The following is a 13381-nucleotide window of genomic DNA, read 5'->3' on the forward strand; positions in this document are numbered from 1 at the left end:
CGGACCCGGTCGAGGGCCGTCCGGAGGCCGCCGCGAGCACGGTCCGGCGCGCGCTCAGGTGTCGTCGCCGAGGACCGGCTCCGGCAGGGTGCCCGCGTTGTGCTCAAGCAGCCGCCAGCCGCGGGCGCCCTCGCCGAGGACGGACCAGCAGCAGTTCGTCAGGCCGCCGAGCGACTCCCAGCTCGTGGACTCCAGGCCGAGCAGCCGTCCGATGGTGGTGCGGATGGTGCCGCCGTGGCTGACGACGACGAGGACGCCGTCGTCGGCGAGCTTGTCGGCGGCGGTCAGCACCACGGGGGCGGCCCGGTCGGCGACCTCGGTCTCCAGCTCGCCGCCGCCGCGCCGCACCGGCTCGCCGCGCTTCCAGGCCGCGTACTGCTCGCCGTAGCGCTCGACGATCTCGGTGTGGGTCAGGCCCTGCCAGGCTCCGGCGAAGGTCTCGCGCAGACCCTCGTAGTGCGTGACCGGCAGGTGGGTCACCGCGGCAAGCTCCGCGGCGGTGCCCGCGGCCCGGCGCAGGTCGGAGGCGATGATCGCGTCCGGCCGCAGCGCCGCGAGCAGCCGGGCGGCGCGGCGCGCCTGCGCCGTGCCCTCGGCGGTCAGCTCGATGTCGGTGTTGCCCTGGAAGCGCTGTTCGAGATTCCAGGCCGTCTGGCCGTGCCGCCAGAGCACGATCCGGCGGCCACGGCCGCCCTTGTTCCCGTTCAGTTCAGGTCTCCCTCGTCCTGCGCCTCCTGCGCCTGGGCGTGCTCGGCGCCCTTGCCGCGGGTCGCGACCGCGTCCTGCGGCAGCTCGATCTCCGGGCAGTCCTTCCACAGCCGCTCCAGGGCGTAGAAGACCCGCTCCTCGGAGTGCTGCACGTGCACCACGATGTCGATGTAGTCGAGCAGCACCCAGCGGCCGTCCCGCTCGCCCTCGCGCCGTACCGGCTTGGCGTCCAGCTCCTTGGCCAGGGTCTCCTCGATGCCGTCGACGATGGCCTTGACCTGTCGGTCGTTGGGCGCGGAGGCCACCAGGAAGGTGTCGGTGATGGAGAGGACGTCGCTGACGTCGTAGGCGATGATGTCGTGCGCGAGCTTGTCGGCCGCGGCCTGGGCGGCGGTACGGGTCAGCTCGATGGAACGGTCCGTGGCGGTCACTGAGGAGACTTTCGGGTCGGGGGCTGGTCACCCAAGGGTCTCACGACCCTCGGACAGCCCCCGACCCCTTTTCGATCACCGCGCGCCGGTGACCGCGCGCCGGTCACCACGGGCCGGTGACCGCGCGCCGGTCACCGTGGGCCGGAGCCCGCGCGCCGGTCACCATGCGCCGAGCGCCGCGGACCGGTCACCACGCTCGGTGACCGGCGACCGGAGCCCGCGGCGGGCGCTCACTGGCCCGTCTGCTTGTAGTCCTTGCCGAGCACCACCGAGATGTCCGCGGTCGCCGGCACCGTGCCCTTCTTCACCGCGCTCGCGGGCAGCCCCAGGGTGGACGCGACGTCCTTGGCCGCGGCCAGCCGCGCGTCGTCGCCGTAGACGATCTGCGAGAGGGCCTGGGACTTGTCCGCCGTGCCGCCCGGCACATAGGTGTACGTGCCGCCGTTGACGATCGCGGCCTGCGCCATCGGGCCCGACTTCTTGTCCCCGGTGGCGTCCTTGATCTGCACGCGGGCCTGCGCGGTCGCGTCGGAGGTCTTGACCGTGCCGCCGAGGATGTCCTTAACGACGCTGTCGCTGGTCTTCGCGGTGAGCGTGCCGTCCTTCTGCACCGGCAGCATCGCCGTGTCGTACGCGCCGGTCTTGGCCAGCTCCGCGAGCTGCGCGAGCGACGCGCCGAGCTGCTGGTCGGTCAGTGACGGGTCGAGGATCTGGGCCAGCGACTGGACGGTCTTGGTCGCGGACGCCGCGTCGCTGGGCATCTTCTTCAGCAGCGCCTGCATGACCTGCCCGAAGCGGCTGAGCTGCTTGGTCTGCGGCTCGCCCGGCGCGAGGTAGGTGGCGTACGCGACGGCCGCCTGGCCGGTCAGCTCGGTCTGCTTGCCCTGCCGGACCAGCGTCTTGTCCTTGTCCTTGCCGGTGCCCTTCACCTCGGCGTCGGTGTCGACGTAGACGTCGCCGAGCGAGTCGACCAGCAGTTCCAGATACGGGGTGTCCAGCCGCCAGGTGCCCTTGATGTCGGAGCCGAGCAGCGAGTTGAGGGCGTCCCTGGTCGGGCCGACGCCGTCGCCGACCGCCTTGTCCAGGGTGGTCGACGTGCCGTCCTCGGTGGTGACGTTGAGGGAGTTGGGCAGCAGGACCGTCGTGCCGCGGCCCTTGGTCTCGTTGTCCACCAGCAGCGCGGTGGCGGGCGCGCCCTTGTCGACCGGCATCAGGTGCACGACTATGACGTCGCGCTTCTGCGCGCCGCCCGCCGCCGCGGCCGGGCCCTTCGAGTCGCCGAGGCCGGGCAGCTTGCCCGCCTGCCACAGGTAGCCGACGCCGCCGAGCATCGCGAGCACGACCAGCAGGATCAGGCCGACCTTGCGGTTCTTGCCGCGCCGCTTGGCCTCCTCGCGGCGCTCGGTGCGCGACTCGGAGAACTTCAGCCAGTCGATGACCTCTTCCGACTCCTCCGAGTCCTCGTCGATGAAGGCGAACTGCTCGGTCAGATACTGCCCGTCGGGCCCCTTCGCCCCGCCCGCGGCGGCCGGCGACTGCCGCGTCCCGGGCTCCTCGTGGAAGACCGGCTGCTGCCCGGTGTCGTACACGGGCGGCTGCTGCCCGGTGTCGTACACGGGCGGCTGCTGCCCGGTCTCGTACACGGCGTGCCGGCCGGTGTCGTAGACCGGTTGCTGGCCCGTGTCGTAGACGGGCTGCTGTGGACCGGTGTCGTAGACCGGCTGCTGCCGGCCCGTGTCGTAGACCGCGTGCTGGCCGGTGTCGTACACGGGGGGCTGCTGGCCGGTCTCGTAGACGGTGTGCTGCCCGGTGTCGTACGCCTGCGGCTGCCCCGCGCCGTAACCCTGGCCCTGTCCCTGGCTCTGGCCCGGCGCGTGGCCCTGGCCCTGGCCGTAGCCGCCGGGGCCCGGTCCCTGTTCGTAGTACGGCTGTTGGGGCTGCTGCGGGATCCAGCCCTGCTGCTGGCCGGCGTAGGTCTGCGAGGGGTCGCCGTAGTACGGGTCCTGGTAGCCGGGGTGCGGCTGCTGCTGGGGGACGTGCGGCGGCGCCTGCTGAGCGGCCTGCTGCTGCGGCTGCTGCCCCTGTTGCTGCTGCGCGGGATGGGGCTGTGCGTACGGGTCGTAACCGTAGGGCTGCTGCTGGTAGTAGGGGTCTTGCGCGTAAGGGTCTCTCTCGTTCTCAGGACCGCCCTCGGCTTGCTGCCAACGGGGGTTTGCGTCGTTCACGAGGAACCCCTTCACGTGGTTCGTTGCGGAGCTACCCGGTCGCGTCCCGGTACAGCGCGCGTTTGTCGATGTAGCGCACTACACCGTCCGGAACCAAGTACCAGACAGGATCCCCCTTGGCCACCCGCTGGCGGCAGTCCGTGGAGGAGATCGCCAGCGCCGGGACCTCCACGAGCGAGACACCGCCCTCGGGGAAGCCCGGGTCCGACAGCGTATGCCCGGGGCGTGTGACCCCGATGAAGTGCGCGAGAGAGAACAGTTCCTCCGCGTCCCGCCAGGAGAAGATCTGGGAGAGCGCGTCGGCACCGGTGATGAAGAACAGCTCGGCGCCCGGGTGCTCGGCGCGCAGATCGCGCAGGGTGTCGATGGTGTACGTCTTGCCCGCGCGGTCGATGTCGCTGCGGCTCACCGAGAACTGCGGGTTGGACGCGGTGGCGATCACCGTCATCAGGTAGCGGTCCTCGGCGGCCGACACCTTCTGGTCGCTCTTCTGCCACGGCTGGCCGGTCGGCACGAAGACCACCTCGTCGAGGTGGAAGAGGCTGACGACCTCGCTGGCGGCGACCAGGTGACCGTGGTGGATGGGGTCGAAGGTGCCGCCCATCACCCCGATGCGGTGCTTCGCGTCCGGCATGGTCAGTCCCGGTTGAAGCGGGTCACGATCCACAGCAGGAGCAGCAGGGCGGCCAGTGCGCCGAAGCCGGTCACGTACGGGCTGAGGCTGTTGTGGTTGCCGCCCCCCTCGGCGAGTGTGGTCAGGGCGGAGGCTGCGGTGGACGACATGATCAGCGGGACCCTTTGCGATATCGGGGACGGGGGAGAAGACTCTCGGCACATCGTACGGGCGGGCGGAAGGGAACTTCGCGCAGGCTCCGCGCGTCCAGAGTATGTACCGGTTGGCTATCAGGGGGTTGGGCCAGTATGTCCGTGCCGAATGGACCGAACGACACGCAGGACGGTCAGAAGAACCTGCCGGGGCGCAACCGCAAGCGCTTCCCCGGTATCTCGTCGCGGGCGTACGAGCACCCGGCCGACAAGTCCGCGCTGGTGGCGCTCCGCAAGCTCAGCGGCTTCGACACGGTCTTCAAGGCGCTCAGCGGTCTGCTGCCCGAGCGGTCGCTGCGGCTGCTGTTCCTGTCGGACTCGGTGCGGGTCAGCGACGAGCAGTTCGCGCATCTCAACGCGATGCTGCGGGACGCCTGTTACATCCTGGACATGGAAAAGGTCCCGGCGATGTACGTGACGCAGGACCCGCAGCCCAACGCGATGTGCATCGGCATGGACGAGCCGATCATCGTGGTCACCACCGGCCTGGTCGAGCTGCTCGACGAGGAGGAGATGCGGGCGGTCGTCGGCCACGAGGTGGGCCACGCGCTGTCCGGCCACTCGGTGTACCGGACGATACTGCTCTTCCTCACCAGCCTGGCGCTGCGCGTGGCGTGGATCCCGCTGGGCAATCTGGCGATCCTGGCGATCGTCACCGCGCTGCGCGAGTGGTTCCGCAAGTCGGAACTGTCCGCGGACCGCGCCGGTCTGCTGGTCGGTCAGGACGTGCAGGCGTCGATGCGCGGTCTGATGAAGATCGCGGGCGGCAACCATCTGCACGAGATGAACGTGGACGCGTTCTTGAAGCAGGCCGACGAGTTCGAGGCGGCGGGCGACCTGCGCGACTCGGTGCTGAAGATCCTCAACGTGCTGCCGCGCAGTCACCCGTTCACCACGGTGCGCGCCGCCGAGCTGCGCAAGTGGGCGGGCAGCCGGGACTACCAGCGGCTGATGGACGGCCACTACCCGCGGCGCGAGGAGGACAAGGACACCTCGGTGTACGACTCCTTCAAGGAGTCCGCGACGCATTACGCCGATACGGTGAAGAGCAGCAAGGACCCGTTGATGGGGCTGATCCGGGACATCTCGTCCGGGGCGGGCGACATCGGCGGCAAGCTGCGCGACCGCTTCACAGGCTCGGGCTCGACGAACGGGGCGGCGGGGGCGTCAGAAGGCTCGGGCGACTCGCCCGAGGACTCGGGGCCGCCGTCCGAGCCGCAGCCGGGGATGGGCTGACCGAGGGGCTTCCCGGCCCGCCGGGCGCGCCCGCGGCGCCCCGCGGCAGCCATGTGGCGTTCGGCAGCACGCCCGGCGCCGTCGTGCTGCTCGGCCGCACGCCCTGCGCCGTCGTGCTCGCGGTGGCCGACGGCTGCCCGGTGGTGGCGTCGGTCAGCGGGGCGCAGACCGCGCCGACCGGCCGGTCGTGGCGGTACGGATCGGCTCCGGCGACCGCGCCGGGCGCCGACTGGCCGGCCAGTATCGGCCGGAAGTAGTTCTGTACGGCCGCGCCGCAGGCCAGCGGTCCCGCCGCCACATCGGCCTGGACGACCTGGATCTGGCGCTGGCGCAGGTCGGCGTGGCTGAAGCGGAATCGCATCTGGCGGCGCACGGTGAACAGCGACACGGCGTTGTCGGCGAATCCCGGCCGGTACAGCGCGTAGACGAACGTGTGGTCCGCGGCGATCTCCAGCTCGTCGTCGCCGGTCTCGGTGGCGTCCAGGGTGCCCTGCACGCGGATGCCGTCCCGGACCAGCCGCACCCGCGCCGCCGGGTCGAAGCGGACCAGCCAGCCGGTCGCCTCGTGGGTGCCGTCGGTGTACGGCCGGGTCAGGCTGCTGTCGAACTGGTCGAGCTGTCCGGGGTCGAGCAGAGCGCGGACACTGCTCACATCACCGCCGGTGACCGTCTCCTGATTGATCGACGAGTCGGTCAGATAGAGCTTCGCGGTGCTGAAGGCCTGCGTCACCTCGCCCACGCCGTAGTCGCCGATCCGGTGGATCGCGGGCATCGTGATGCCCTCGGCGCCGACCCGGTACGCCTCCGCGCGCTGTCCGCGGAAGGGCTCGGTCGCGGAGACCGAGGCGACCTTGCCGGACGGGACCAGCGGGATGACGGTGGCCCTGAGCTGTTCCGTGGCGTCCTGGCCGCGGCCCTTGTAGGGGTGCCTGACGCCCATGTAGATGGCGAAGCCGAAGGCGACGACGATGAGCGTGATGAGGGCGACCGCCTGCCGGGCGAGGCCGCGCGGCAGCGCGTGCCGGACGCGCACCGCCCGGTCGGCGTCGTCCAGCCGCTCCTGGGCGGAGAACTCCTGGATCCGGGCAGCCCGGACGAACGACTCGTCGAACACGACGGATCGGTACTCGTCCTCACCGCCTCCGGGGACGCCCTCGGGCGTGCCCTCAGGAGGATTTCCAGGCCCGCTCATATCACAAGGTTAAGTCTCTGGGCGTGCGAATAAACGCCCTGGTACCGGTCAACTTATGACAGGAGATCAGGGAAGCCGGTTCGCGGCGACCGGAGGCAGACTGCTCTGTGTGCCGACCGGGCCGCTGGACGGCGGGGGGACCACCGGTGGTCGGGTCGCGCCGCCCGCGCCGCGGTAGACCGCGGCGAAGGTCAGGGCGACCACCCCTATGCCCATGACCACGGCCAGGGCCCAGGCCACCGGACGGTGCCAGCGGGTACTGCTCCCGCGGTACGGCCGTCCGGCCGGGTAGAGGTCGTCGGAATCCGGTACTCCCGCTTCGTCCAGTTCGGGGACAGCGGCGTGAGCACCGGCTCGATTCCGACCCGGCCAGCCGGGCGGTAGCGCGGGACCTTCGGCGACGGCAAGCATCCGTTCCTTGGCCGAGGGCTCATGGAACAGAGCGGACCGTACGAATTCTTCGTCGAGGACTACGGAGGCGAACTCGTCATCGTCCGGCATCTGTCCAGAGTAATGCGGAAGTTGGTCCTTTGGGCAGGGGAATCCGGACTGTCTGTGGGCCGTCCGGAGGACACTTCCGCGTGTCGGCGGGTGTCAGCGGATGTGTCCGTCACCCGTGACGACGTACTTGGTGGAGGTCAGTTCCGGCAGTCCCATGGGGCCGCGGGCGTGCAGTTTCTGGGTCGAGATGCCGATTTCGGCGCCGAAGCCGAACTGGCCGCCGTCCGTGAACCGGGTCGAGGCGTTGACCAGCACCGCGGCGGCGTCCACCCGCTGGGTGAAGCGGCGCGCGGCGGCCTGCGAGGACGTCACGATCGCCTCGGTGTGGCCGGAGGACCACAGCCGGATGTGCTCGACGGCCGCGTCCAGGCTCTCCACGACCCCGGCGGCGATGTCGTAGGACAGATACTCCGTCTCCCAGTCCTCCGCGGTGGCGGGCACGACGGTGGCCTTGCTGCCGCTGCTCTCGGCCAGCGCCTGCACCCGCGGGTCGCCGTGCACGGTGACCCCGGCCTCGGCGAGCGCGTCCAGCGCGCGCGGCAGGAAGCGGTCGGCGATGTCGCGGTGCACCAGCAGGGTCTCCGCCGAGTTGCAGACGCTGGGGCGCTGTGCCTTGGAGTTGATCAGCACCTGCACGGCCATGTCGATGTCGGCCTCGGCGTCCACGTACACATGGCAGTTGCCGGTGCCGGTCTCGATCACCGGAACGGTCGAACCCTCGACGACGGTACGGATCAGGGCGGCGCCGCCGCGCGGGATCAGCACGTCGACCATGCCGCGGGCGCGCATCAGCTCGGTGACGGAATCGCGGCTCTCGCCGGGCACGAGCTGGACGGCGTCGGCGGGCAGTCCCGCGCCGCCGACCGCGTCGCGCAGCACGGTGATGAGAGCGGTGTTGGAGGCGTACGCGGAGGAGGAGCCCCGCAGCAGCACCGCGTTCCCCGACTTCAGGCAGAGCGCGGCGGCGTCGACCGTCACGTTGGGCCTGGCCTCGTAGATGATGCCGACGACGCCGAGCGGGACGCGGACCTGCCGCAGCTCCAGGCCGTTGGGCAGGGTGGAGCCGCGCAGCACCTCGCCGACCGGGTCGGGCAGCCCCGCCACGTGCCGGACGTCGGCGGCGATGGCCGCGACCCGCTCACGGGTGAGGGTGAGCCGGTCCACGACGGTGTCGCCGGTCCCGGCCGCGCGGGCCCGCGCCACGTCCTCGGCGTTGGCCGCGACGATCTCCTGGGTGCGGACGATCAGCGCGTCCGCGATGGCCAGCAGGGCGTCGTCCTTGACGGACCGCGGCAGCGGGGCCAGGTCCGCGGCGGCGGCCCGCGCGCGGTACGCGGCGAGCAGCACGGGGGACTTGGGCAGCGGCGAGGGCAGCGGCGGGTGGGTCATGGAAGCAGGGTACCGGCCCGCCACCGGCCGGTTGGCAGGTCCCGCGACAGTGCTCCGCGGGGACGGGCCCTAGAACGGGTGTACGCCCACCGGGACGGCCGGCGGCGGTCCGTAGCCCTCCGCGACGCGCTGGTGGTAGGTCGCGCGGTCGATGACTTCCAGGCCGACGGTCTCCCAGGGCGGCAGGCCCGCCGTCGAGCGGTGCTCGCCCCACAGCCGCAGCGCGATGGCGGCGGCGTCGTGCAGGTCGCGGGCCTCCTCCCAATAGCGGATCTCCGCGTGGTCGGTGGCGTACCGGCTGGTGAGCAGGAAGGGGTGGTCGTGGGCGAGCTGCTCAAGACCGCGTCTGACCTCGGTCAGCGGGGTCTCGGGGCCCGAGACGCTGAGCGTGACGTGCCACAGCCGGGATATCGCTCGTTCGGCGGGGAGCGCTTCCCGCTCGGGGTCCCCGTCGATGTCGTCACTGATGTCGTTGCCGACGCTGACCAGCGTGCGTTCCCCCGTACCCCTGGTCAATGGCCCTGGGCGCCCTCGTCTCACCGGCGGCCTCCCTGTGGGTTGCGTTCCGCGAGCGCCGTCCGCACCGGTAAGCGCTGACGACTCCTCCGCATCAAAGTTGACCAGGCTCCGGCGGGCCGCGGGGGCGTTTTCGGCAAGAAGGCCCGAACCAAGGTCCTGAGGAGATCCCCGGACATTGACCGGGGAGTCAAGGGTTCCGGGGGCTCAGGGGCGCAGAAGTACCAGGTCGTCACGGTGGACGACCTCGCGTTCGTAGGCGGGGCCGAGTTCGACGGCGAGGTCGCGGGTGGAGCGGCCGAGCAGCCGGGGCAGTTCGCGGGCGTCGAAGTTGACCAGTCCGCGGGCGACCGCGTGCCCGGCCTCGTCGAGCAGGTCGACGGGGTCGCCCGCGACGAAGTCGCCGTCCACGGCGGTGACCCCGGCGGGCAGCAGCGAGCTGTGCCGCTCGGTGACCGCGCGGACCGCCCCGGCGTCCAGCCGCAGGGCGCCGCGCGGGGTGGAGGCGTGCGCGAGCCACAGCAGCCGGTCGGCGGAGCGTTTGCCGGTGCGGTGGAAGTGGGTGCCGGTGGGGCGCCCGGCCAGCGCGTCGGCGGCGTGCACGGCGGAGGTGAGGACGACGGGGATGCCCGCCTCGGCGGCGATCCTGGCGGCCTCGACCTTGGTGACCATGCCGCCGGTGCCGACCCCGGCCTTGCCCGCGCTGCCGATGGTGACGCCCGCCAGGTCCTCGGGTCCGGCGACCTCGGTGAGCAGGGTCGCGCCCGGCGTACGCGGGTCGCCGTCGTAGAGCCCGTCGACGTCGGAGAGCAGGACCAGCAGGTCGGCGCGGACGAGGTGGGCGACGAGGGCGGCGAGCCGGTCGTTGTCGCCGAAGCGGATCTCGTCGGTGGCGACGGTGTCGTTCTCGTTGACCACCGGGAGCGCGCCCATGGCCAGCAGTTGGTCGAGGGTGCGGTAGGCGTTGCGGTAGTGGGCGCGGCGGCTGACGTCGTCCGAGGTGAGGAGCACCTGGCCGACGCGGACGCCGTACCGGGCGAAGGAGGCGGTGTAGCGGGCGACGAGCAGGCCCTGGCCGACGCTGGCGGCGGCCTGCTGCCTGGCCAGGTCGCGGGGGCGGCTGGCCAGGCCGAGCGGGGCGAGTCCCGCGGCGATGGCGCCGGAGGAGACCAGGACGATCTCCTTGTCCGGCCGGCCGCCCGGTCCCGCGCTCGCGCCGGTGCCCGAGCCGCGGACCGAGGCCAGGACGTCGACGAGCGCGTCCACCCGGTCGGCGTCCAGTCCCCCGGCGGCCGTGGTCAGCGACGACGAGCCGACCTTGACCACGACCCTGCGGGCCTCCACCACGTCCTGCCGTGCCGTTGTCACGTACGTCCCTCGTATCGCCGCTGTCACGCCTGTCCCGAACCGGCGCTCCGGCCGGTGCCGTCACGCGCCCCGGCCCCCGGCCGTCTCCGGTCCGTTTCCGGTCCGTCTCCGGTCCCTCTCCGGCCCGTTTCCGGATCGCGTCCGGAGGACCGGCTACCGCGGCGGGTGCTGGAGCTGCCAGGCCGCCCAGGCCGAGGTGACCATCGCGCGCACGTCGTACTGGGCGGTCCAGCCCAGCTCCCTGCCGATCGCCTCGGCGGAGGCCACGACACGGGCCGGGTCGCCCGCGCGGCGCGGGGCCAGTTCGGGTTCCAGCTCAGTGTGACCGGAGACCTCGCGGATCAGGTCGACCATCTCGGCCACCGAGACGCCCTGGCCGCTGCCGATGTTCAGCACCAGCGACGCCTCGGGGTCGCGGGTCAGGCGGCGGGCGGCGGCCAGGTGCGCGCCGGCCACGTCCTGGACGTGGACGTAGTCGCGCACGCAGGTGCCGTCGGGCGTCGGGTAGTCGGTGCCGAAGATCAGCGGGCGGCGGCCCTGCGAGATCCGCTGGAAGACCAGCGGGACGATGTTGGCGGCGCCGCGGTCGCCCAGTTCGGGCGCGGCGGTGCCCGCCACGTTGAAGTAGCGCAGCGACGCGGTGGCCATGCCGTGCGCCCGGCCGGCCGCGGCGATCAGCCACTCCCCCGCGAGCTTGCTCTCGCCGTACGGGCTCATCGGCGCGCAGGGCGTGTCCTCGGTGACCAGTTCGACGTCCGGCATGCCGTACACCGCGGCGGAGGAGGAGAAGACGAAGCGCCGCACGCGCGCGTCGACCGCCGCCTCCAGCAGGGTCTGAAGGCCGGTCAGATTCTCCCGGTAGTAGAAGAGCGGTCGCTCGACGGACTCGGCGACCTGCTTGCGGGCGGCGATGTGCACGATCCCCTCGACCGCGTGCGCGGCCAGCACCCGGTCGAGCGCGGCCCGGTCCAGGACGCTGGCGCGCTCCACCGGAACTCCGGACGGCAGCCGTTCGGTGTCACCGGCGGTGAGGTCGTCGAGGACGACCACCTTTTCTCCGCCGTCCACCATCGATTTGACGACATGCGATCCGATGTATCCGGCTCCGCCGGTGATCAGCCAGGTCATCGCCCCAGTCTAGTCGGCGTTGCCGCGGTGAATTCAGGGGCGCTCGATCGGCACGCGGTCTAAGGTCTGTCGGACCCCTCACCTAGACTCGCCGCGTCCGAACCGGACGGGTCTTCGCATCGGGTTCGGCATTCATCACACTCACATCCCAGGGGGGATTGTGTCCGAAGCACAGCCGGTGCGCTTTTCCAAGCGCCGCCGCCTCGTCGCGGTGTGCACCACCGGCGTCCTCGCTCTCGGCGCTCTGGCGCTGAGCACGAACGCGCAGGCCGACAGCGGCCCGCAGCACAGGATCACCCGGCCGACGGCGCCCAGCGGGCCCGCGCCGACGCTCACGCTGCCCAAGCAGGCCAAGCAGTACTCCACGAAGGCGGCGGCGGGGCCGCTGCGGTACGACCCGGACGGAGACGGCTACGCCGACCAGCTCTACCGGGGCAACAACCGGCACTACTACAACTTGCTCACCAAGGACAACGACGACGACGGCGACCTCGGCGCCAGCAGCGACGGCACCCTGTACAAGGACGTCCTCACCCCGGGCAGCCTGGACGGGCAGGGCACCGGCATCCTCGCGCTGACCAACTCGGGCCGCCTGTCGTACTTCGGGGCGGGGAGCTTCCCCAACGGCAGCGCGCGGTGGACCGGCACCGGCTGGTACGTCTACAACAAGCTGGTCGCGACCGACGACATCACGGGGGACGGCAAACCCGACATCGTCGCGCGCACGCCGGCCGGTCAGCTCTATCTGTACGAGGGCACCGGCAACGCTTCCGCTCCGTTCAAGGGCAAGGTGCTCGTCGGTTCCGGCTGGAACCAGTACGACCAGCTCACCAGCCCCGGTGACATGAACGGCGACGGCATCAGCGACCTGATCGCCCGTAAGACGGACGGCACGCTGTACTTCTACGCCGGTACGGGCAACGCCGCCGGTCCGTACGCGGCCCGCGTCGCCATCGGCACGGGCTGGAACGCGTACAACCAGCTCGTCGGCACCGGTGACGGCTCGGTCCTGGCGAGGGCCACGAATGGCACTCTCTACATCTACCGGCAGAACGGCGCGGGCGGTTTCGCGCCCAAGCAGGGCGGCTACAAAGACTGGAACGTGGAGCTGTTCGCGGGCGCGGGTTCCAACCCGGCCTACGGCAAGAAGGAGCTCTACGGTCTGTCGACCGGCGGCACCTTCTACTGGTACTACACCAACAACAACGGGACGCTCGCCGCGCGCCAGCAGGTGTCGGGCGGCTCGGGGGGGTACAGCACCTTCGCACTGGCCTCGTCGCTGGGTGACTACGGGTACGCCGACCTGCTGTTCCGGGACGGCACCAACCTGTGGAACCTGGATTCCGACGTGAGCAGCCCGCTGGCCACCGGCTGGGGCGGCTACAACCTCTTCGTCGGCCCCGGTGACCTCAGCGGTGACGGCAAGGGCGACCTGCTGGCCCGTGACACCTCGGGCAACCTGTACCTCTACCGGGGCCAGGGCACCGGCGCGGCGCTGACCGGCCGCCTGCTGGTCGGTCCCGGCTGGGGTGCGTACAACGCCATCGTGGGCGCCGGTGACTTCACCGGTGACGGCCTGGCGGACATCGTCGCGCGCACCAGCGACGGCACGCTCTACCTGTACAAGGGGACGGGCGTCAGCTCCCGCCCGTTCGAGACCCGCGTCAAGATCGGCACGGGCTGGAACCGCTACAACAAGCTGGCGTCGCCGGGCGACATGGACGGTGACGGCCGCGCCGACCTGCTCGGTGTGGACGCCAGCGGCAATCTGTTCAGCTACAGCTCCACCGGCACGGGCCAGTTCAAGGCTCCGGTGAAGCAGGGCGGCGGCTGGAACGGCTACAGCCGTCTGTTCTGAGACG

13 protein-coding genes are annotated in these 13381 nt (G+C 71.4%); 2 read left to right on the forward strand and 11 right to left on the reverse strand.

Translation table 11 applies throughout. The features are described 5' to 3' along the window. Positions 1-54: 54 nt before the first annotated feature. The 5 genes from ACIP4Z_RS02660 to ACIP4Z_RS02680 all read right to left on the reverse strand — a co-directional run bounded on the left by ACIP4Z_RS02660 (position 55) and on the right by ACIP4Z_RS02680 (position 4147). Positions 55-708, reverse strand: a complete 654-nt coding sequence (locus tag ACIP4Z_RS02660) for a histidine phosphatase family protein (protein ID WP_355348981.1) — start codon at positions 706-708, stop codon at positions 55-57. After that, positions 705-1139 (reverse strand): ribosome silencing factor, encoded by a 435-nt coding sequence (rsfS, locus tag ACIP4Z_RS02665; protein WP_355348921.1) that lies wholly within the window; start codon positions 1137-1139, stop codon positions 705-707. Before rsfS ends, ACIP4Z_RS02660 begins: the two co-directional genes overlap by 4 nt. Positions 1140-1369: 230 nt before the next feature. Beyond that, positions 1370-3364 carry a LytR C-terminal domain-containing protein gene (locus ACIP4Z_RS02670; protein ID WP_401304506.1) on the reverse strand — a complete coding sequence of 665 codons (1995 nt, stop codon included), beginning with the start codon at positions 3362-3364 and terminating at the stop codon, positions 1370-1372. 31 nt (positions 3365-3395) lie between these two features. Then, positions 3396-3998 (reverse strand): nicotinate-nucleotide adenylyltransferase, encoded by a 603-nt coding sequence (nadD, locus tag ACIP4Z_RS02675; RefSeq protein WP_355348927.1) that lies wholly within the window; start codon positions 3996-3998, stop codon positions 3396-3398. 2 nt (positions 3999-4000) lie between these two features. Continuing rightward, the gene (locus ACIP4Z_RS02680; protein ID WP_401305065.1) at positions 4001-4147 is read right to left on the reverse strand and encodes a hypothetical protein; all 147 of its coding nucleotides are present in this window, start codon (positions 4145-4147) and stop codon (positions 4001-4003) included. A 144-nt stretch (positions 4148-4291) separates the two neighbouring features. On the opposite strand from ACIP4Z_RS02680, the gene ACIP4Z_RS02685 reads away from it, so the two are divergent. Continuing rightward, complete coding sequence (locus ACIP4Z_RS02685; RefSeq protein ID WP_355348930.1) at positions 4292-5425, forward strand: M48 family metallopeptidase; 1134 nt, start codon at positions 4292-4294, stop codon at positions 5423-5425. On the opposite strand, the gene ACIP4Z_RS02690 is transcribed toward ACIP4Z_RS02685, so the two are convergent. The 6 genes from ACIP4Z_RS02690 to galE form a co-directional block, all read right to left on the reverse strand. Next, positions 5319-6617, reverse strand: coding sequence for a hypothetical protein (locus ACIP4Z_RS02690; RefSeq protein WP_401304510.1), 1299 nt, complete (start codon positions 6615-6617; stop codon positions 5319-5321). The genes ACIP4Z_RS02685 and ACIP4Z_RS02690 overlap by 107 nt on opposite strands. Before the next feature lie 66 nt (positions 6618-6683). After that, positions 6684-7118 (reverse strand): hypothetical protein, encoded by a 435-nt coding sequence (locus tag ACIP4Z_RS02695; RefSeq protein ID WP_188283116.1) that lies wholly within the window; start codon positions 7116-7118, stop codon positions 6684-6686. Between the two features lie 93 nt (positions 7119-7211). Next, on the reverse strand, positions 7212-8507 hold the full coding sequence (locus ACIP4Z_RS02700; RefSeq protein ID WP_401304513.1) for a glutamate-5-semialdehyde dehydrogenase: 1296 nt from the start codon (positions 8505-8507) through the stop codon (positions 7212-7214). Between the two features lie 69 nt (positions 8508-8576). After that, the gene (locus ACIP4Z_RS02705; protein WP_355348939.1) at positions 8577-9047 is read right to left on the reverse strand and encodes a hypothetical protein; all 471 of its coding nucleotides are present in this window, start codon (positions 9045-9047) and stop codon (positions 8577-8579) included. A gap of 183 nt (positions 9048-9230) precedes the next feature. Further along, positions 9231-10391 carry a glutamate 5-kinase gene (gene proB / locus ACIP4Z_RS02710; protein ID WP_355348942.1) on the reverse strand — a complete coding sequence of 387 codons (1161 nt, stop codon included), beginning with the start codon at positions 10389-10391 and terminating at the stop codon, positions 9231-9233. A 153-nt stretch (positions 10392-10544) separates the two neighbouring features. Continuing rightward, the gene (galE, locus tag ACIP4Z_RS02715) at positions 10545-11519 is read right to left on the reverse strand and encodes a UDP-glucose 4-epimerase GalE (protein ID WP_355348945.1); all 975 of its coding nucleotides are present in this window, start codon (positions 11517-11519) and stop codon (positions 10545-10547) included. Positions 11520-11679: 160 nt separating this feature from the next. Between galE and ACIP4Z_RS02720 the strand changes: the two genes are divergently transcribed. Continuing rightward, on the forward strand, positions 11680-13377 hold the full coding sequence (locus ACIP4Z_RS02720) for an FG-GAP repeat domain-containing protein (protein ID WP_401304518.1): 1698 nt from the start codon (positions 11680-11682) through the stop codon (positions 13375-13377). Positions 13378-13381 lie beyond the last annotated feature (4 nt).

It is taken from the genome of Streptomyces sp. NPDC088910 (assembly GCF_044749865.1).
Classification (GTDB): domain Bacteria; phylum Actinomycetota; class Actinomycetes; order Streptomycetales; family Streptomycetaceae; genus Actinacidiphila.

Excerpts from the sequence above, each read along its gene's own strand:
- ACIP4Z_RS02690 (WP_401304510.1), bottom strand. The coding sequence starts at position 6,617 with ATGAGCGGGCCTGGAAATCCTCCTGAGGGCACGCCCGAGGGCGTCCCC.
- ACIP4Z_RS02680 (WP_401305065.1), bottom strand. The coding sequence starts at position 4,147 with ATGTCGTCCACCGCAGCCTCCGCCCTGACCACACTCGCCGAGGGGGGC.
- ACIP4Z_RS02695 (WP_188283116.1), bottom strand. The coding sequence starts at position 7,118 with ATGCCGGACGATGACGAGTTCGCCTCCGTAGTCCTCGACGAAGAATTC.
- ACIP4Z_RS02700 (WP_401304513.1), bottom strand. The coding sequence starts at position 8,507 with ATGACCCACCCGCCGCTGCCCTCGCCGCTGCCCAAGTCCCCCGTGCTG.
- nadD (WP_355348927.1), bottom strand. The coding sequence starts at position 3,998 with ATGCCGGACGCGAAGCACCGCATCGGGGTGATGGGCGGCACCTTCGAC.
- galE (WP_355348945.1), bottom strand. The coding sequence starts at position 11,519 with ATGACCTGGCTGATCACCGGCGGAGCCGGATACATCGGATCGCATGTC.